This is a genomic window from Malaciobacter mytili LMG 24559, assembly GCF_003346775.1.
In the GTDB taxonomy this organism is placed as follows: Bacteria; Campylobacterota; Campylobacteria; order Campylobacterales; family Arcobacteraceae; genus Malaciobacter; species Malaciobacter mytili.
In genome coordinates this window covers 1,031,597-1,050,754 of sequence record NZ_CP031219.1, presented here as the reverse complement: position 1 = coordinate 1,050,754, position 19,158 = coordinate 1,031,597, and the positions used below count along the sequence as shown (strand labels likewise).

Annotated in this window: 19 protein-coding genes; 5 read left to right on the top strand and 14 right to left on the bottom strand. The window is 25.0% G+C overall.

Translation table 11 applies throughout. The features are described 5' to 3' along the window. Positions 1–39: 39 nt before the first annotated feature. Positions 40–2,139, bottom strand: coding sequence for a helix-hairpin-helix domain-containing protein (locus AMYT_RS05375; protein ID WP_114841528.1), 2,100 nt, complete (start codon positions 2,137–2,139; stop codon positions 40–42). A 62-nt stretch (positions 2,140–2,201) separates the two neighbouring features. Then, positions 2,202–2,732, bottom strand: coding sequence for a DedA family protein (locus AMYT_RS05370; RefSeq protein WP_114841527.1), 531 nt, complete (start codon positions 2,730–2,732; stop codon positions 2,202–2,204). 181 nt (positions 2,733–2,913) lie between these two features. On the opposite strand from AMYT_RS05370, the gene AMYT_RS05365 reads away from it, so the two are divergent. Together AMYT_RS05365 and AMYT_RS05360 are read left to right on the top strand one after the other, a co-directional pair. Further along, positions 2,914–4,149 (top strand): EAL domain-containing protein, encoded by a 1,236-nt coding sequence (locus AMYT_RS05365; protein WP_114841526.1) that lies wholly within the window; start codon positions 2,914–2,916, stop codon positions 4,147–4,149. Next, the gene (locus AMYT_RS05360) at positions 4,133–4,921 is read left to right on the top strand and encodes a diguanylate cyclase domain-containing protein (RefSeq protein ID WP_114841525.1); all 789 of its coding nucleotides are present in this window, start codon (positions 4,133–4,135) and stop codon (positions 4,919–4,921) included. Before AMYT_RS05365 ends, AMYT_RS05360 begins: the two co-directional genes overlap by 17 nt. Here the strand turns inward: AMYT_RS05360 and AMYT_RS05355 are convergent. From AMYT_RS05355 to AMYT_RS05325, 7 genes are all read right to left on the bottom strand, one after another. After that, entirely contained in the window at positions 4,918–5,829 is a 912-nt protein-coding gene (locus AMYT_RS05355; RefSeq protein ID WP_114841524.1) for a 5-oxoprolinase subunit C family protein, read from the bottom strand. The two genes, AMYT_RS05360 and AMYT_RS05355, sit on opposite strands and share 4 nt — an antisense overlap. Continuing rightward, a complete protein-coding gene (pxpB, locus tag AMYT_RS05350; protein ID WP_114841523.1) occupies positions 5,826–6,500 on the bottom strand; it encodes a 5-oxoprolinase subunit PxpB in 675 nt (224 codons plus the stop codon). Before pxpB ends, AMYT_RS05355 begins: the two co-directional genes overlap by 4 nt. Further along, positions 6,500–7,237 (bottom strand): 5-oxoprolinase subunit PxpA, encoded by a 738-nt coding sequence (locus AMYT_RS05345; RefSeq protein ID WP_196779640.1) that lies wholly within the window; start codon positions 7,235–7,237, stop codon positions 6,500–6,502. Before AMYT_RS05345 ends, pxpB begins: the two co-directional genes overlap by 1 nt. Before the next feature lie 32 nt (positions 7,238–7,269). After that, positions 7,270–8,607, bottom strand: coding sequence for a TRAP transporter large permease (locus tag AMYT_RS05340; protein ID WP_114841522.1), 1,338 nt, complete (start codon positions 8,605–8,607; stop codon positions 7,270–7,272). After that, on the bottom strand, positions 8,597–9,082 hold the full coding sequence (locus tag AMYT_RS05335; RefSeq protein WP_114841521.1) for a TRAP transporter small permease subunit: 486 nt from the start codon (positions 9,080–9,082) through the stop codon (positions 8,597–8,599). Before AMYT_RS05335 ends, AMYT_RS05340 begins: the two co-directional genes overlap by 11 nt. Before the next feature lie 7 nt (positions 9,083–9,089). Next, positions 9,090–10,046, bottom strand: coding sequence for a TRAP transporter substrate-binding protein (locus tag AMYT_RS05330; protein WP_114841520.1), 957 nt, complete (start codon positions 10,044–10,046; stop codon positions 9,090–9,092). An 82-nt stretch (positions 10,047–10,128) separates the two neighbouring features. Beyond that, positions 10,129–10,815 (bottom strand): response regulator transcription factor, encoded by a 687-nt coding sequence (locus AMYT_RS05325; RefSeq protein ID WP_114841519.1) that lies wholly within the window; start codon positions 10,813–10,815, stop codon positions 10,129–10,131. A gap of 254 nt (positions 10,816–11,069) precedes the next feature. Between AMYT_RS05325 and AMYT_RS05320 the strand changes: the two genes are divergently transcribed. Then, positions 11,070–13,298, top strand: coding sequence for a methyl-accepting chemotaxis protein (locus AMYT_RS05320; protein ID WP_114841518.1), 2,229 nt, complete (start codon positions 11,070–11,072; stop codon positions 13,296–13,298). Here AMYT_RS05320 and AMYT_RS05315 read toward each other — a convergent pair. After that, complete coding sequence (locus AMYT_RS05315; protein ID WP_114841517.1) at positions 13,295–15,181, bottom strand: sensor histidine kinase; 1,887 nt, start codon at positions 15,179–15,181, stop codon at positions 13,295–13,297. The genes AMYT_RS05320 and AMYT_RS05315 overlap by 4 nt on opposite strands. A gap of 632 nt (positions 15,182–15,813) precedes the next feature. On the opposite strand from AMYT_RS05315, the gene AMYT_RS05310 reads away from it, so the two are divergent. Next, entirely contained in the window at positions 15,814–16,614 is an 801-nt protein-coding gene (locus tag AMYT_RS05310; protein ID WP_114841516.1) for a DUF4197 domain-containing protein, read from the top strand. A 1-nt stretch (position 16,615) separates the two neighbouring features. On the opposite strand, the gene AMYT_RS05305 is transcribed toward AMYT_RS05310, so the two are convergent. The 3 genes from AMYT_RS05305 to AMYT_RS15125 all read right to left on the bottom strand — a co-directional run bounded on the left by AMYT_RS05305 (position 16,616) and on the right by AMYT_RS15125 (position 18,016). After that, a complete protein-coding gene (locus AMYT_RS05305; RefSeq protein WP_114841515.1) occupies positions 16,616–17,206 on the bottom strand; it encodes a hypothetical protein in 591 nt (196 codons plus the stop codon). Position 17,207: 1 nt separating this feature from the next. Beyond that, positions 17,208–17,771 carry a hypothetical protein gene (locus AMYT_RS05300; RefSeq protein WP_114841514.1) on the bottom strand — a complete coding sequence of 188 codons (564 nt, stop codon included), beginning with the start codon at positions 17,769–17,771 and terminating at the stop codon, positions 17,208–17,210. A gap of 122 nt (positions 17,772–17,893) precedes the next feature. Next, positions 17,894–18,016: a hypothetical protein gene (locus AMYT_RS15125; protein ID WP_265936030.1), complete on the bottom strand. Its 123-nt coding sequence runs from the start codon at positions 18,014–18,016 to the stop codon at positions 17,894–17,896. A gap of 138 nt (positions 18,017–18,154) precedes the next feature. Between AMYT_RS15125 and AMYT_RS05295 the strand changes: the two genes are divergently transcribed. Next, entirely contained in the window at positions 18,155–18,622 is a 468-nt protein-coding gene (locus AMYT_RS05295; protein WP_114841513.1) for a hypothetical protein, read from the top strand. On the opposite strand, the gene AMYT_RS05290 is transcribed toward AMYT_RS05295, so the two are convergent. Continuing rightward, positions 18,619–19,101, bottom strand: a complete 483-nt coding sequence (locus AMYT_RS05290) for a GNAT family N-acetyltransferase (protein ID WP_114841512.1) — start codon at positions 19,099–19,101, stop codon at positions 18,619–18,621. The genes AMYT_RS05295 and AMYT_RS05290 overlap by 4 nt on opposite strands. Positions 19,102–19,158 lie beyond the last annotated feature (57 nt).

Sequence of the window (19,158 nt, the reverse complement as noted above, 5' to 3'; positions counted from 1 at the left end):
AATGAAGAAAAAGATGAATGGGAGAGTTTTTAACTCCCCTTAGATTAAAGATAAAGAGACTTTTGCTCTTTGTCTATCTATGCTTTCTACTTTTATTCTTGGTAAATATTGATTTATTGATAAAACTTCCATAGGATGAGAAATTCTTTTTTCACTCATTTTAGAAATATGAATCATTCCATCATTTTTTAATCCCACATCAACAAAAGCTCCAAAATCTGTAAGATTTCTAACAACACCTGAAAGTTCATCTCCTTGTTTTAAAGACTCTAAAGTTACCTCATCATCTCTAAATACAGTTGCAGGTAATTCTTCTCTTATATCAAAGCCTGGTTTTAAAAGCTCTTTTATTACATCTTCACAAGTTTGTATAGAAACATTATATTTTAAAGCAAACTCTTGTTTATTTACTGCTTTTAAATCCCCTTGTGTTAATAAATCTTTTGCCAAATTATAATTTTCAGGATGAACTGCTGTATTATCTAAAATAGATAGCCCATCTTTTATTCTTAAAAATCCCACTGCTTGTTCATATGCTTTTGAACCAATACCTTTTACTTTTAAAAGTTCGCTTTTTGTTTTAAATTTACCATTTACTTGTCTATATTCAACTATATTTTGAGCTAATTTTAAACTAATTGCTGAAACAAAAGATAAAAGTTTATAAGAAGCAGAGTTTAAATCAACTCCTACTTTATTCACTAAGTCTTCTGTTACTTCATTTAATTTTTTCTCTAGTTTTGTTTGGTTTACATCATGTTGATATTGTCCTACACCTAAAGATTTTGCATCAATTTTTACAAGTGCAGAAAGTGGATCTCTTAATCTACTTGCTATTGAAATAGCACCTTTTATTGTTACATCTAAATTTGGATACTCTATATTTGCTATTTTAGAAGCTGAATAAACAGAAGCCCCTATTTCACTAACAACAGCAAATTTTAACTCTAAAGAGTTTTCTTTTATAAGTCTTGCAAAAAAAGAAGCAGTTTCATTTGAAGCAGTACCATTTCCAATTGCAACTGCACTTACTTTATATTTTTTAATTAAAGCCAAAATTGTTTTTGCAGAGTTTTCATAATCCTCTTGTGGTTTTGTAGGATAAATAACCGCTGAATCTAAAAACTTTGCATCTTCATCTATTACGCATATCTTACAACCTGTTTTATATCCAGGATCAACTCCTAAAATTACTTGATTTACTACAGGTGGAGTAATAAGTAGTTGATGTAGATTTTTACCAAATAAAACTATTGCATCATTACTAGCTTTTTCTTTTAAGTTTGTTAATACTTCTCTTTTTAAACTAGGAAGTAATAATCTTTTTAATCCATCAATATAAGCCTCTAAAACAAAAATCGAAGACTCTTTAGCAAATGAGGGAATTTTATATTTTTTTATATTTTCAATAATTTGTGTTTCATCAATCTCAACTTTTACACTTATTTGTTTTTCACTTACAGCTCTTAAAATTGCAAGAACTCTATAAGAAGGGATAAACTTAACTTTTTGAGAAAACTCTTTATAAAGTTTATAAACTCCTTCTTCTTCAAAGGTTTTAGTTGCTTTACACTCTAATAAAGCATGATTTTCTAAAATATTTCTAATTATCTCTTTTGATTTTAAATCATCTGCATATCTTTGAGCAATAATATCTTTAGCTCCATCTATTGCTTCTTGTTCATTTTTTATATTTTCATTTAAAAAAGTTTTTGCTTTTTGTTTTATTTCTTCTATATTATATTTCATACTTTGAATAATATTTGCTAAACCTTCTAAGTTATTCTCCAAGGCCTTTAAAGTTCTAGAACTTTTTGCAACTTTAAAAACACTATAAATATCATCAAGTTCCACTAAAGTTTTAGCTTGGTTTATTTGAAGTTCTAATTGTGAAGTTAAAACCTCTTTTTGTAAAAGATTTTGTTTTATTTCTTCTTTTTTCTCTTCTAATTTTTTACTATATTCATATATCTCACTAAACTCTCTTAGCTGTTCATCTGTTGCATTTCCTGTTAAATCTTTTCTATATCTAGCAATAAAAGGAATAGTACATCCCTCTTCTAATAGTTTTAAAATATTTTTTATATATTTTTCTTGCATAGATGTTTTTAACTTAATTGTTTCAATAATTTTATTCATATTTTGTCCTAAAGAAGAAATTTTAAATAAGTAGTTAGCACTTAAGTGCTAACTTAAGAAGTTTATATTTTTCTAAAAAAGTAAGATACTAAAAGTAATATAACAGCAACAATTGCAAGACCATAATATTTAAAATCTTCTGCACTATTTAAGATATATTCCCCTGCTGTATAACTTGCATATCCTACAACAATTGCCCATAAAGCTGTGGCAAAAGCATTAAAAACTAAGAATTTTGCTCCTGAGTATTTTGTTAATCCCATAGCTAAAGGAATTAATGTTTTAATTCCATAAATATATTTTTGAATAAATACTACAAAAGAGCCATATTTTCTCATCATTATATGAGCTAAAGCAACTTTTCTTCCATACTTTTTCATCATATCTTTTGCATATAATTTATTTTTTCTTGCAAGTGTAAATAAAAATTGATCTCCTAAAAAATTTGAAACACCCGCAACAAGCATAGAAATATAAATATTTAAATCTCCAGCATAAGATAAGACTCCTGCAAATACAAGACCAACGAAGCCTCCACCAAAAGAGTATGCAAATAAAGCCACATAGCCCCAATCTCTTATCAATTCTTCCAAAATAAACCTTTATAAAAATTTATGAGATTTTATCAAAATAAGATTAAAAGATTATATATTGAGTTTTTTTTCTATTAAATAATTTATTTTTTTGTTAAATAATTTTTTAATATGCTTTTTTTCGGTATTTTTAAGATTAAATAATATATAATCTTATTGAATAGATAAAAGAAGGTAGAGAATGTCTATTTTAAAAAAACTTAATAGATATAGATATAAACATAAAATAAAAACTCTGTTTTTAATAGATATTCTTTATATGAAAGACTTAAACGCTGTTTACTCTTTTGAGAATGGCGACTTTATTATAAAGCAACTTGAAAATCTGTTAAAGCAAACTATTAAAAATAAAATTAAAAAATATTTGCATAAAAATAGTTTTATTGATTTTGTAAATACTCATGTTGATGTATTTGGTATAACTATATATGAAGACTTATCACAAGAACAGATCAATGATATTAAAGATATTATTTTTAATACCATAATCTCTCATAAATTTTTACTTTTAGATAAAAAATCTTTTATAACTATCGATGTTACTATGGGTTGTTCTAAAAGTGCCGATAATAAACTAAAAATATATGCAGAAAAAGCCTTACATAATGCAAAATTAAATTTTGTTCATTTTATATATTTTGATAGTGCTTTTTACAAAGAAGAAGAGATAAGTGAAAATCTACTTCATACACTTAGATTAAATATTGAAAATAATTTAGTGGAACCATATTTTCAACCAATTGTAGATTCAAAAAGTGAAAAAATTTGTAAATATGAAGCACTTATGAGAGTTTTTGATGAAAATAATAATATGATTATGCCTCATGTTTTCATACAAAAATCTAAAAAATATAGACTTTATAATAAATTAATGGCTCTATTAATTAAAAAAACTATTATGTATATAGAAAGCTATAAAATACATGTAAGTATAAATCTTGACTTTCATGATATTTTAAATCCTAAATTAAAAGAGTTATTAATAAAAAATATCAAAAAAAATGATATTGGTAAATACTTAACTTTAGAAATATTAGAAAGTGATAAAATTTCAAACTATGCAATAGTAAATGATTTTATTAAAGAAGTTAAAAAGTATGGAGTACAAATAGCAATTGATGATTTTGGAACAGGCTTTTCAAACTATGAATATATTTTAAATATAGATGTTGATTATATAAAAATAGATGGGTCATTAATAAAGAAAATTGACCAAGAGATATATTTAAATCTAATTAAAAGTATAGTTTTATTTTGTAAACAACAAAATATAAAAGTAGTTGCTGAGTTTGTAAGTGATTTAAAGATTATGAGATATATAAGGTCACTTGGAATTGATTATGCACAAGGTTATTATATAAGTAAACCAAAATCAATTGATGAAATAATTGGAGAACTTAATGAAAGAAATTCTTAAGAAAATTACTGATGATACAATAAATGAGTTATTATTAAATGATATTATTTTACCTTCATCATATTTTCAATGTTTTGATAAGCACGCTAAAACTTTAGATATAAATCTTGAGGATAAAGAGTTTGATAATAAACTAAATAATTTAATTGCACAAGAATTTAAAGATATAAATGAATATGCTTCTAAAGCCTTAAAAAGTTTAGAACAAGTAACTAATGCAACAAAAGATGCAAAAGAAGCCATTAAAAATAAAGATGAAAGTTCATTAAAAAGAATTTATCAAGAGATGGAAGATTTAAAAAAAGAACTAAATTCTGTATCAAATAAAGTATTAAAAGATACTGTTACAAAAACTTTTAATAAAAAATGGATTTATAATATTTTTCTAAAAAATAATGAAGAGTTTAAAAATAATGGTGTTTTAGTTTTAATAGAAATTGATAATTGTGATTATATTTTAGAAAATTATGGACAACTAATCTATGATAATTTACAAATTTTTATTACTAAATTTGTCTCTAAAAAAATAAAAGAAGAAAAACTTCATTATGATGTAGCTAAATTCAATAAAAAACAATTTTTAATTTTCTTAGAAAATGAAGAGTTAAAAGAATCAACTAATGTAATGAAAAATATAAAAGATTTATTACATGATACAACATTAAAAAGTAAATCTGGTATTTTAATAAAACCAAACTTCTCTTATACTATTACTACATATAATAAAAAAGAGAAATTTAGTGAAGTAATTGAAAGTCTAAAAAAGTTTTAATTAAAAGAGTTATAAAACTCTTTTAACTTTTTTTGTGCTTCTTTTATATCTATTAGTTTAAATCTTATTTTTGTATTTGGCTTTGCTTGAGCAAGTTTAAAACAATCTATACTTAAAACACTTCCAATTTTTGGATACCCACCAATAGTTTGCCTATCTTTTAATAAAATAATAGGTTGTCCATCATTTGTAATTTGTATTGCTCCAAAACTAATACCTTCTGAGATTATTCCATTTATATTGCACTTTATACTCTCACCACTTAATTTACAACCCATTCTATTAAACTCATTTGTAATTGTAAATTCAGATGAAAAAAACTTATCTATTTGTTCTTTATTAAAAAACTCATCTTGATAAGAAAGAATAACTCTTAAATCTAAAGTATCTTCATATTTAGGGATATAACACTCTTTTAATCTAGCTTTATGATAAGTTAGCTTTTCATTAATAGGTAAAATATCACCTTTTAAAAGTCTATTTGCATTTAACCCACCAAGATTTTCCTTTATAGTTGTAGAATAACTTCCAAACTCTTTTTGGATTTTAAAGCCCTCTTTTACTCCCAAATAAACCTTTGAGCCAGATAAGATTTTTCCTATTTTTATAATATCACCTGCTTTAATATTTATTGTTTGCCAAGAAGAATATGGTTTCTCATTTATAAAAACTTCACAAATAGCTCCTGTTACTGCTATTTGAGTATTGCTATTTGCTTTTAATTGAAAATTTGAAAAAGCTATTTCTAAAATATTTTCACTATAAGAATTTCCTAAAAGCATATTTGCAATATAGTAAGCATATTCATCCATTACCCCTGAAGCTGTAACACCAATATGCGCATATGAAAATCTTCCTTTATCTTGAATAGTTACAAAGATTGGTGAGTTTATAACCTCTAAACTCATAAAACACCTCCTTGCTTTAAAAACTCTTCTTTTGAAATAGGATTAAACTTTACTCTATCTGCTACACAAATAGGAGATAAACTCTCTAAGCTTTTATCAAAAAATTCAAACGCTGTTCTTCCTATAATATTCCACCCACCTGGACTTGCTTGTGGGTATACTGCTGTTTGAGTATCAGCAATAGAAACACTTCCTTTAGGAATTTGTTTTCTTGGACTACTAAGTCTAGGAAGTGCAATTTTTTCATCAACACTTGCCAAATAAGCAAAGCCAGGTAAAAATCCAATTGCATAAACATCATAGATTTTTTCACTATGAAGTTTTATAATCTCATCTATACTTAAAGTTGTTTTTTTGCTTATATCTTCTAAATCCAAACCTACTTCAACTCCATAATAAACATCAATTGTTATAAGTTTTGAAGTATCTTCTAAAGTTGAACTTTGTTTAATACTTGAAGCTAAAACTTTACTAATTTCTTCAAAATCATATTTAAAAATATCATAAGTTACAAAAATTGAAGTATATGAAGGAACTATTTCAATAATTCCTTCAATATTTAAATTTCTTAAACAGTTATAAGCATTTTTAACTTTTAAAGCTATATCTTTATCTATTTTATCTGCAAAATAGATTATAAGTGAATCAACAGAGGCTACTTTTATCTTCATTAAATAAGTGCTTTCCTAAGTAATTTAATAAATTCTAAGGCTTTTTCATTATCTCCATGTACACATAAACTATCAACTTCTAAAAAGAGTCTATTTCCATTTACACTTTGAATAAAACCTTTTTCTTTTAAAGTTGTAATTCTTTGAGCTACTTCTAACTCATCATGAATTACGGCATCTTCTCTCATCCTTGAAACCAAAGTACCATCATCATTGTAATTTCTATCTGCAAATACTTCATAAAGTAGTGTAATTCCATAAAGCATAGCAATATGTTTATAACTCTCATTTTTTGGACTTGATAAAATCATTAGCTTAATATTTTTATCAAAAGATGAAATAGCACTTAAAATTGCTTTAAAAATATTCTCATCTTTCATCATATCATTATATAAAGCTCCATGAGGTTTTACATAAGAAATTACAGTTGAATTTGCCTTACAAAAAGCATTTAATGCTCCAAGTTGATAAAGAATAATTGACTTGATTTCTTCTAAAGAACAAAGTATTGTTCTTCTTCCAAAACCTACTAAATCTTGATATGCAGGATGAGCTCCAATTGTTACATTATATTTTTTTGCTAAGGCAACTGATTTGCTCATAGTTACAGCATCACTAGCATGAAATCCACAAGCAAGATTTGCCATATCAATATATGGCATAATTTGCTCATCTAATCCCATTTTCCAAATACCGAAGCTTTCTCCCATATCACAATTTAATCTAATATTCATAATTTCTCCCTCAAATTTTGCTTCCAAAATTATACCTAACCTATCATTTGATCTGGTAAGAAAAAGACTAATTGTGGGAAAAATGTAATTATTGCAACAGTTAAAATCATAATAATAAAAAATGGAAATGTTGCTTTTAAAATAGTCTCTATTTTCTCATTACTAATACCTTGAATTACAAATAAAGAGAATCCTACAGGAGGAGTAATTTGTGCCATTTCAACCATAAATACTAAGAAAATTCCAAACCATAAAGGATCATATCCTGCTAAAACTACAATTGGTAAAACAATTGGTAAAGTCATAACTACAATAGAAATAGCTTCTAAAATCATCCCTAAAATAATATACATAATTCCTATTAATAAAATAAGCATTAAAGGACTAAGACCAAGACCTGTAATAAATTCACTCATAGCTCTTGCTATTCCTAAAAATCCTATTACTTGTGATAAAAATACAGCTGCAGCAATAATAAATCCAATCATTACAGAAGTTTTTACACTATTTAAAAGTGCATTTTTTAGTATTTCAATTGATAAAGATTTAAAATATGTAGCAAGTATTAAAGAACCAACAATTCCTAAAGCCGCAGCTTCTGTTGGTGTTGCAAAACCACCATAAATAGACCCTAAAACTAAAGCAATAAGTGAAAAAATTGGTGCTAAATCTTTTAAAGAATTAAGCTTATCTCTAAAAGTAAACTTTTCTTCATCATTTGGCATTACATTTTCTTTATCTGTTGTAGCTTTATACATAATATAAAATGAGTATAAAGTTGCTAATAATAGACCAGGGATAAGTCCAGCAACAAATAATTTACCAATAGATACATCAGATAAAACCCCATAAATAATCATAATAAGTGAAGGAGGAATTAAATACCCTAAAGTTCCCGAACCAGCCAATGACCCCATAGCAAGCATCTTAGAGTAACCTCTTTTTTGAAGTTCATCTAAAGTAATTTTTCCAACTGTTGCCGTTGTAGCTGCACTTGAACCTGAAACTGCTGCAAAAAGCGAACAAGCCGCCACATTTACATGTAATAGTTTTCCAGGTATGTGAGTAAGCCAAGGTTTTAAACCATTTAATAATCTTGTTGAAATAGAAGATTTATATAAAATCTCTCCCATTAAAATAAACATAGGTAAGGCTGCTAGAGACCAAGAGTTTAAAGCATCATAAAGTGATGAAGCTAATAAATCCCCAATTTTATCATAAATACTAATTACAGGAGGTAAATTATGATCATATATTAACATACCAATAATTCCTGTAAGCATTAAAGATATACCAATCCAAATAGATGAAAGTAAAAATATAAACATTATTGCTATTAAAACAATTGACAATATTAGTGGATCAGCTATCATTTGAAAATCCTTTAAATATAAATAATATAACTGCTAATATAAATAAAAATAGTCCTATAGGCATAGCTAGTTGTGTTAAATAAATTGGTGTTTCAGAAACATTTTCTGATACCATTTCAAAACTATATGAATCGTAAGTTAAAAGTACAGTTCTATATAGTGCAAAAAATAAAACACTTAAAGTAATAAGTGCAGCAATTATGTCTATTTTTCTATTTGCTTTTTTTGAAACTCTTGATGTTAAAATATTAATTCTTATATGACTATCTGTACTAAAAGTATAAGCAAGTCCAAAAAAAATCGAAGCTAAATAAAAATATCCACTATATTCATCTGCAATCATTGTAGAGATGTCAAAAAATGACCTTAAAAAAATCTCTAGAATAATTAAAGACACCAAAGCTATTAAAAAAAATCCAGATAGATAAGCTCCCATTTTTGAGAGTTTATCTATTAATTGACCAATTAAATTCATGGCTTAATTACTTTCTATATTCTTTGAAGATTTTTTGAATATCAGAACTTGCATCTTCTAAGTATTTTGTTAATAGTTTTAAAGCAATTGCATCTAACTCTTTTTTAAGTTCAGGTGTTACTTCTTGAACTTTCATTCCATTTGCAACTAATAAATCTAAAGACTCTTTATCTTCTGCTTTTACTGCTTCCCATTGTACTTTTTCAATTTCAGCAGCTGCTTTTAACATAGCTTTTTGTTGATTTTTATCTAAAGCATTCCAATAATCAAGGTTAATTGTAACTGCTTGTAAAGGATATGCATAATTGATTTTTGTATAGTTTTTTAAAACTTCCCAGAATTTACCATCTTTTCCTGAACTTGATGAAGTTACAACAGAATCAACCATTCCAGTTCTAAGAGAAGAATAAACTTCTCCCCAAGGTAAAGCAACAGCACTTCCTCCAGCTAAATTTACAAATTCTGCTGAGTTTTTATCATAAGTTCTAGTTTTTACACCTTTAAAATCTAAAATAGAATTAATCTCTTTAGTTGAGTAAAAACCACTTGCAGGCCAAGTTACAGAATAAAGTAGTTTTTGATTCCATTTTTTTGCTGTTTTTTCATATGATTTTTTAGATAATTGATATAATTTATAGGCATCTTCATAAGAGTTTGCTATAAATGGTAAAGCAGAAATTCCAAAAACTTTTCCCCCACCTGATGTAAAAGGAATAAACATATCAGTCATAGCTACTGTTCCATCTTTTACTGCTTTTAAAGGATTTCCTTTAATTAATGCACTTCCAGAGTGAACTGTAATCTCTACACTTCCTTTTGTGTAATCTTTTACTAAAGCTGCAAATTGCTCAGCACCTTTTGTATGGAAGTTATTGGCTCCATATTTAGCATTTAAATCCATTTTTACATTTCCTGCAAACATAGCACTTGCAAGAGATACAATTAATAAACTTTTCTTGAACATTTTAAATCTCCTTTTGATTTTATTAGGAAATCTTAACTTTTGCTAGTGAGTTATAAGTGAGTTTTTAAAATTTTTTAATAATTTATGAGAAATTTTTAAGTTTGTAACCTTCTTGTGGAATATTTGTAATTATATCAAAAGGTATTCTTTGTCTAAACTCTTTAATAAAAGTTTTTAAAGCACTCATACTCATAATCTTATCTTTCCAAAGATGCTCTTCTATTAAACTATATGTTAAAACTTGATTTTTATTTTCATATAATAAAACTATAAAATCCTTATCTCTTTTTCTAAGATTTACTATTTCATCATTATAAAAAAGTTCTCTACAACTCATATCAAAATAAAGTTCTTCTGTAAAATGTATCTTTAAAGTAAGTTTTTTTACTAAGGCTTTTAATATACCATTTAATAAAGTTTCAGAATTTACTGGCTTTAAAATATATTGATTTATATTTAAATTTATTAAATCTAGTAAATACTCTTCATTACTATAAGCTGTAACCATTATAACAATACTACTTAAATCTTTTTTTCTAATTTTTTCTATTAAAGCTATGCCATTTTTATTTGGCATTTCAATATCACTTAAAATAATTGAAGGTTTATATTCTAAATATAACTCATATCCTTCATCAACACAAGAAGCTGCATATACCTCTTTAAAGTAATATTTTAAAGTATTTACAAATCTTTTTCTAATACCTTCTTCATCTTCAACACACAAAATAGTGAAATTTTTTAATTGTTCTAATAGCTCTTTATTCATACCAAACCTTTTATTTTAAAAATATAATATATATATGTTTAAAAAAAGTTTTTTATATTTCACATAATCTAGTTATTTACTAAAATACAAATGTGTCATATATATTTTATTTTTTTATTATTATTTTTTAAAAATAAAATACAACTATGCCATAAAATTAAATTATAAATCATTTTTTTCACAAGTTTATTAGTTATAATCAAACTATAGAATTCACTTTTAAAAAATTATTTTAAAAGTACAAAGGATAAAAGATGAGTATTAAAAATAAACTTATTGCACTAAGCAGTGTGGTATTAATTGGTTTTTTAACACTTTTTGCCCTAGAAGAGTATAGTATCTCACAAATGCATAAACTAGGAATGGCAGAAACTTTAACAGAAAAATTAAAAGTAAATCAATTAGAATTAAGAAAAAATGAAAAAGATTTTTTAACAAGAAAAGATTTAAAGTATGAAAAAAAGCTTTTTGAAGTTTACGAGAATATGCAAAAAGATATTGATAGTTTAACTACAATATTAGAAGAAACAGGAATAGAAACAAAACATAATAAAGAGTTTAGCTCTATCGTAAAAGAGTATAAAGATATTTTTTCAAAACTTGCAAATACTCAAAAAACTATTGGTTTAACACCTAAAGATGGTTTATATGGAAGCTTAAGACATAGTGTACATAAAGTTCAAGAAATAGCTAAAAATGCCAATGATTATAAACTTTTAGCTTTAGTTTATGAGCTAAGAAAAGAAGAAAAAGATTTTATGCTTAGATTTGATAAAAAGTATATTGATAGATTTATTAAAAAACTAGATAAATTAATTGAAACTACTACAAATGAAGAGATAGTTCCTTATTTAAAAGCTTATAAAAACGACTTTTTAGCTTTAACTGAAAATGAAGTAATAAAAGGCTTAAATGAAAAAGAAGGGCTTTTAGGACAACTTAGAGAAACTATTTATAAAACAGAAGCCTCTATTGAAAATATGGAAAAACTACTACAAGAAGAGTTAGAACAAAAAGAGAGTTTTATTAATACTTTAGCAATATTTTTAACTGTTAGTATAGTATTTATAATAATGTCTATTTTATTTTTTATTGGAAAATCAATTATTAAAGCATTAAAAGAGTTTGAAGAGGGACTTATTGGCTTTTTTAAATATTTAAATAATGAAACAAATGAAGTAAAACTATTAAAAGATAGTGGAAAAGATGAAATTGCAAATATGTCAAAAATTATTAATTTAAATATTACTAAAACAAAAACTGCACTTGAAGAAGATAGGATTTTAATTGAAAATACTACACAAGTTGCATTAAAAATTAAAGAGGGATATTTAAATAATAAAATCACTGCAACAACGAATAATAGATCTTTAAATGAATTAAAAAATGTAATTAATGAAATGTTACAAAATTTAAGTGCAAATATTAGTAATATTTTAGAAGTATTAACATCTTATACAAACCATGATTATAGACCTAAAGTGGAAACTTCAAATATAAAAGGAGAGATTTTAAATCTTTGTGAAAATACAAATAAATTAGGAAGTGCAGTTACAACTTTATTACAAGAAAATAAAAAAATAGGAATTGATTTAAAAAATAGTGCAAGTAAACTATTAACTGATATGGAAAAATTAAGTCAAGGTTCAAATTCAACTGCTGCTTCACTTGAAGAAACAGCTGCTGCACTTGAAGAGATTACTTCAACAATTATAAATAACAATGTAAGTATACAAGAGATGACAAAACTTGCAAATGAAGTTACTAAAGATGTAAAAGTTGGAGAAAATGAAGCTATTAATACTACAAAGGCTATGGATGAAATAAATGAACAAGTAAGTGCTATAAATGATGCAATTACAGTAATTGACCAAATAGCCTTCCAAACAAATATTTTATCATTAAATGCTGCTGTTGAAGCAGCAACAGCAGGAGAAGCAGGACGAGGATTTGCTGTTGTTGCACAAGAAGTAAGAAACCTAGCAAGTAGAAGTGCTGAAGCTGCAAAAGAGATAAAATCTTTAGTGGAAACAGCTACACTAAAAGCAAATCAAGGTAAAAAAATTTCTGATATTATGATAACTGGTTATAGTAAACTTAATACAAATATTAGTAGCACTTTAAGAATTATTGGTGATGTGGCAAATGCAAGTAAAGAACAACAATCAGGAATTGAGCAAATCAATGATGCAATTACTCAATTAGACCAACAAACACAAAGAAATGCTTCAATTGCAGTTGAAACAAAAAGTATTGCAGAAGATACAAATAATATTGCTATTAATATAGTAAATGAAGTTGATAAAAAAGAGTTTGATAAAAAACATGAAATTTTAGATACTTTAAAACAAGTAGAAAAAAAACAAACTTCTCAAGAGGTTTTAAAGAAAACTTCAAAACCTCTTGAAATAAAAAAAGAGATAAAAAAACCTCAAATAAAAAATACTACGTCATCAAGTGATGATGAATGGGAAAGTTTCTAAGAAGTTGCTTTTTTAAAAGGAAGGGTCACTAAAAACAGTGCCCCTTTTGGTGTATTTTCAACACTAATTTCTCCTTCCATATTCTTTTCAACAATCATTTTTGCCATATAAAGTCCAAGTCCAGTACCTTTTGCACTGCTTTTTGTAGTAAAGTATGGCTCAAAAATAAGTTCTAAATACTCTTCTTCTATCCCACCTGCATTATCTAAAACTTTTATTATGGCACTATTTCCAATGGCATCTACCTCCACATAAATATTTGGATTCTTAATATTTCTTTGAACTAAAACATCTTTTGCATTTGAAATAAGATTTAACATAACTTGTGCAAATTCTCTTTCATATCCATAAATTACACTATTACATTTTACTTTTTTTACTAAATTTATATTAAAGTTTTTTATAGAAGCATTTACTAAAGTTAAAGCTTCATTACAAGCATCATCAACATAAAAATATACTTTCTTTTTATCTGGTTTAAAAAAGTTTCTAAAATCTTCAATTGTATTTGACATAAAACCTATTAGTTTATTTGACTCTTTTACTGATTCTTGAATTATCTTATCATCTAGCATTTTAAACTTACTTGCTGTTTCAAGCTCCATTAAAACTCCTGATAATTCACTTAAAGGTTGTCTCCATTGATGAGCTATCATATTAAGCATAGCTCCCATTCTTGCAAGTCTTGATTGATGCAACATTGCCCTATCTTTTTTTTGTACATCATGAATAGCTTTTTTTACTTTTAACTCTAAAGTTTTATTTAACTCTTGAAGTTCTTGCTCTTTTTTAGTTACGCTATTTTTATAATCATTAAAAGCTTGATTTATTCTATTTGAAATAAAAAAAGACAAAATCCCAATTACAAAAATTACTAAAAAAGAGATAACTACAACGGTTTCAATATATCTATCAACTCTTTTTTCTAAAAGTTTTTTATTTTCAAAAATTGAGTTTTGAATATCATTCATATATAGCCCTGCACCAACTACCCAATCCCATTTTTTATAGAGTTTAAAATACCCAAGTTTATTTGTAAACTCTTCATCATTTGGTTTTTGCCAATTATATTCTACAAATACTCCATTTGGATTTTTTATAGTTTCATCAACAAACTTTTTAGTTACTAATTGTCCAGAAGCATCTCTTAAATCAATATCATATCTTCCTATACTATCTTTTCTAAAAGGATGTGCAATTAGATGGTAACCTGTATCGTGTATCCAAATATATCCATTATTTTCATATCTAATAGTCTCAATATATTTAATCAAATCTTTTTTTATTTGTATTATATTTTTTTGGCTATCTTCAACAGTTCCAATAATCCAATCAAGTTTTGAAATATGTTTTATATAAACTAATTTATCTTTTAATTTTATAAAATTTCCTGTATCAGGATATAAATAGTTTTTTATAAACTTATCATCTAGTTCAAAATCTTTTTGAATACTTTTATTAAAAGGTTGGATAAATTTATCATTTTGAACATCATAAGCAAAAAAATAATCATTTTGTTCTATGGTTTTTGAATCTATTAATTGCTTAATCAATTGGGCTTTTTTATAATCATCTAAATGCTTATCTTTTATTAAAATCATTAGTTGATTATAAAGAAGCTCAACAGTATTTTTTACCCTTGTTTTAATCTCTTCTTGAGCTTTTTTTTCATGATAATCTATATATGAAATTACAGAGTTTATCTCTTTTTTTAAAATATTTTTTTGTTTTAATATAAACTCTTTTTCAACTCTTCTACTTTCATCTTCAAAATATTTATATTGGTTTTGAATAAAAAAATAAATAGTAAAAAATGCAATTAAAAGTACTGTTACAATAGGAGTTAAAATTATAAGCTTTGGTATATTTTTTTCACTAAACATAAATCTTCCTAATTTTATAATACTTTATAATAACTAGATAAAGTGGGCTTTGGGTGAGTTTTATAAAAAGATTATATTAATCTTTTTATATTTCAAATTATCATTGGTAAATATGATATTTTTGAGCTTCTTTTGTTCTTTTTTCTTCGATTTTTTTATAAGTATCTATAGCTTTTTGTTTCTCTTGTTCATTTAATAAGTTCCCAAAATACTCCTCTATAAAAGTATTTATAACTAATATATAAACAAAAGAGTTTAACTCTATACCATTATGATCTTTTAACTGTTTTGCTAAATCAATAGCATAAACAGCTTCTTGAAAAGTGTAAAAAAGTCTATCATTTATATGCTCTAATCTATAAGCATATCCTAAAATTGTTAGATAGTTTTCATAATACTCTTCAAATAAAGAATCTTCTTTTAAAATAGTAGCATACTCTTTTATTGCTTCTTGATGCTCTGTTACAATTTCATCTGTTTGTACAATTTTATTTTTAAATTGATGAAAAAAATCTGTTACTTGATTGATTATATCTATAATAAATCCTTTAAAAAAATTGCATAATTATATCAAATTATCTAAAAATAGACAAAAATCTTATATAATCATAAATATTATCAAAGGAATAAAGATGAAAATAAAACTTTCAATTGCTTCAATACTCCTATTTTCTTCACTTGCAAATGCTTCATGGCAAGATTTAGCAAAGGGTGTTATTGATGAAATAACTACTTCAAAAGATACAAAAACAGTAGAAAATCAAGAACAAAACTTAAGTGAATCAACTATGATTAGTGGATTAAAACAAGCTTTAGAAATAGCAGTTAATTATTCAACAAAAACTCTATCTCAAAAAGATGGTTATTTAAATAATGCTTTAGTAAAAATTCCTCTTCCAAATAATTTAGATAAAGCTGAGGGAATTATTAGAAAAGCAGGAGGAGATAAAATTGTTGATGATTTAATTAAATCAATGAATGATGCAGCTTCAAATGCAGCAATAAAAACAACTGATATTTTTTTAAAAAGTATAAATAATCTAACAATTAATGATGCTAAAAATATAGTTGCAGGTAAAGAAAATGCCTTAACAAGTTACTTTAAAACAAGTAGTTATGAAGAGTTAAAAAAGAGTATTACTCCTATTGTAAAAGAGTCAATAAAATCAAATCAAGTAGCTACATATTATGATACTTTTAATAGTTTTTATCAAACAAATGCAAAAGAGTATATACAAAATACTCAAATAATGAATTTAGCAAAAAACTTTAATCTTGATTCTTATCTTCCAAATGATACAAAAACTTTAGATGAATATATTACAACTAAAGCTATAGATGGACTATTTAAAATGATTGAAGAAAAAGAAAAATCAATTAGAGAAAATCCTGTTGAACAAACAACTTCTTTACTAAAAAAGATTTTTGGATAAATTAATTTTTATTAAAATATGAATTAACTCTATTTTGAACAATTAAAGAGTATGGAAACTCTAAAGTAGCTCTTTTATACTCTTTAAAACTATCTTTGTACTGTTTATTTAATTTAGTTGCTAAACTATTAAATAGTTTTCCATTTTTATCAAAAATAAATGTATCTTTATAAACATCCCAAATATATATTAGTTGTATAATTTTATCTTCATTTACTAAATAAGTTGAAAATTCATAATTTTTTTCTTCAAATCTATTTAGAAGTTTAAAACTTTTTAATTTTAGTTTTTCTTTAAAAAAATCTTCATAAAAGCTTCTTGCTTGTCCATTCCATTTACTTTGAGTTGAAAGATGAATATACTCTAAGAAAAAATCAAACTCATTATCTTGTACTTTTAAAGTATATCCTTCTTGTAAATATTGATTTGCTCTTGGTTCATAAATAAAGTTATTTAAACTAAAAGATAAAATTTCTTTTGAATCAACTTTAAACTTTATATTATTTTGTTTATAAGAAAAACTAGAATTATCTTCTATATCATTACAAGCAGCTAAAAAAAATGCAATTATAATAAGTATAAACTTTTTCATTTTACATCGTTAAATTAAAATAGTCTTTAAAAGCATTTAGTTTAACAATACTACTATCAAAATCAACACTAAGTTTTGAATAGTTTTCATATTTATAAATATAGTTTTTATCTAAATTTGTAATTAAAGTTTTAAATAGTTCACTATCGAAATCTAAAATAAATACATCTTTATTTATTTCCCAAATATAAATCATATGCAGTATTGCAAAGTCATCTACTTTATATATTTTAAAAGTATAGTGTTCATATTCTATTTCTTCAAGAGTTTCTAATTTTTTAAGTTTTAACTGTTCTACTAAAAATCCCTCATATAAACTTAATGCTTGGCCTTGCCATGTAGTATCATCATCTACTTTAATATACTCCATATAAAACTTATCTGTTTTAATAGTAAAAGCATCTACCGTATAAGGGTCATGTCTTGTTTTTATATCAAAATTTTCAAGATTATAGGTATAAAAAAAGTCTGAATTTATCTTAAAATTCAATTGATTTGCTTCCATAGAAACAATTGGTCTTGATACCTTTGCAATTGATTTTAAAAGATTTTTAAAAAAACCCATAATCTCTACCTTTTATTTAATATTAAGAATTGTACTTTAACATATTAAATTATATTTTTCAAGGTATTTGAGTCTTTTTTATGGTTTTTCTGTTAAATTTTAGTAGTGTGTCATTTTTATGACTAAAGTTTGATTTTTTTTCTTATATTAAATGGCATTTTATCTTTCTCTTTTGCTCTTTCATTATAATAAAGTCCGGATAAAATTAAGAAAAAAATAACTAAAAAAGTTAAAATTTCAAGCATAAAATCACCTCTATTTTTTTATTTGGGAATAATACAATAATTTTTTTTAAGATTTGGATTATATTACAAAATGAAAGAAATTATATAATTTTGGGTTAAGTTTAGATATACTTAAAAGTTAAAATAAGAGGAAACACTATGAATTTAGAAAGACACTTTTCAAAAAATAATATTATAGAAAATCTTGCAAAGTACGATATGTACTATCAAATCTCAATAGGTAAGCTTATAAACATCACAAAAAATAATAATGCTTCAACTCAAATTGAATTTCAATATGCTTTAGGTTCGATTTATGAATTATTAAAAGATTTACAAACTTTAGATAATGGCGAAGAACTTTTTGAAGATGAATTAAGAAAACAAGCAGCTATGGATGCAACTCAAAACTTTATTAATGAAAATCTTCAAGCAGTAAAAGAATCAAAAATTGAGATTGAACCAATTATTAATGATATAAATGATGGGTTTTTCTTTAATAGAACGATGATTGAAATATGCCAAAGTAATCATAGCAAACAACTTGAAAAGTGGGGTGAAATAATTACTGATGAAGTAGCAACTGCAATAATGCAGTCACTAATACAGCTAGAAGAAAATAATTAACTTCTAGCAAACTCTTCTAAGGCTTCTCCTGTTAATCTATAAGGAATCCATTCAGTTAAACCTTTTGCGCCAATACTATCATAAAAATCAATAGAAGGCTTATTCCAGTCTAAAACTTGCCAATCTATTCTTCCACATTTTTTCTCAACTGCAATTTGAGCAAGTTTTTTTAGTAATGCTTTTCCTGCCCCTACTCCTCTATATTGTGGACTAACATATAAATCTTCTAAATAAATTCCATTTCTTCCTAACCAAGTAGAGTAATTAAAAAAATATAATGCCATTCCAATTGGTTTATTATCTAATTCACAAATAATTGCATAAGTAACTGAATCTTTTCCAAATACTGACTCTTCAACTTGCTTTACACTTGTTTTAACTTCATGTTCTGCTTTTTCATAAATTGCTAATTCTTTTACAAAATTAAAGATTGTTTGAGAATCATTTATTGTTGCTTCTCTTAAAATAATTTTTTCCATATTATATTTCTCCATTTTTAAAAAAGAAAATATAACAAGTTAAGCTTAATCTTTTAT

Coding starts and splice junctions, on each gene's coding strand:
- AMYT_RS05295 (WP_114841513.1), top strand. CDS start 18,155: ATGAATTTAGAAAGACACTTTTCAAAAAATAATATTATAGAAAATCTT.
- AMYT_RS05335 (WP_114841521.1), bottom strand. CDS start 9,082: ATGAATTTAATTGGTCAATTAATAGATAAACTCTCAAAAATGGGAGCT.
- AMYT_RS05340 (WP_114841522.1), bottom strand. CDS start 8,607: ATGATAGCTGATCCACTAATATTGTCAATTGTTTTAATAGCAATAATG.
- pxpB (WP_114841523.1), bottom strand. CDS start 6,500: ATGAAGATAAAAGTAGCCTCTGTTGATTCACTTATAATCTATTTTGCA.
- AMYT_RS05355 (WP_114841524.1), bottom strand. CDS start 5,829: ATGAGTTTAGAGGTTATAAACTCACCAATCTTTGTAACTATTCAAGAT.
- AMYT_RS05300 (WP_114841514.1), bottom strand. CDS start 17,771: ATGGGTTTTTTTAAAAATCTTTTAAAATCAATTGCAAAGGTATCAAGA.
- AMYT_RS05330 (WP_114841520.1), bottom strand. CDS start 10,046: ATGTTCAAGAAAAGTTTATTAATTGTATCTCTTGCAAGTGCTATGTTT.
- AMYT_RS05375 (WP_114841528.1), bottom strand. CDS start 2,139: ATGAATAAAATTATTGAAACAATTAAGTTAAAAACATCTATGCAAGAA.
- AMYT_RS05315 (WP_114841517.1), bottom strand. CDS start 15,181: ATGTTTAGTGAAAAAAATATACCAAAGCTTATAATTTTAACTCCTATT.
- AMYT_RS05360 (WP_114841525.1), top strand. CDS start 4,133: ATGAAAGAAATTCTTAAGAAAATTACTGATGATACAATAAATGAGTTA.
- AMYT_RS05365 (WP_114841526.1), top strand. CDS start 2,914: ATGTCTATTTTAAAAAAACTTAATAGATATAGATATAAACATAAAATA.
- AMYT_RS05320 (WP_114841518.1), top strand. CDS start 11,070: ATGAGTATTAAAAATAAACTTATTGCACTAAGCAGTGTGGTATTAATT.
- AMYT_RS15125 (WP_265936030.1), bottom strand. CDS start 18,016: ATGCTTGAAATTTTAACTTTTTTAGTTATTTTTTTCTTAATTTTATCC.
- AMYT_RS05290 (WP_114841512.1), bottom strand. CDS start 19,101: ATGGAAAAAATTATTTTAAGAGAAGCAACAATAAATGATTCTCAAACA.
- AMYT_RS05305 (WP_114841515.1), bottom strand. CDS start 17,206: ATGAAAAAGTTTATACTTATTATAATTGCATTTTTTTTAGCTGCTTGT.
- AMYT_RS05310 (WP_114841516.1), top strand. CDS start 15,814: ATGAAAATAAAACTTTCAATTGCTTCAATACTCCTATTTTCTTCACTT.
- AMYT_RS05325 (WP_114841519.1), bottom strand. CDS start 10,815: ATGAATAAAGAGCTATTAGAACAATTAAAAAATTTCACTATTTTGTGT.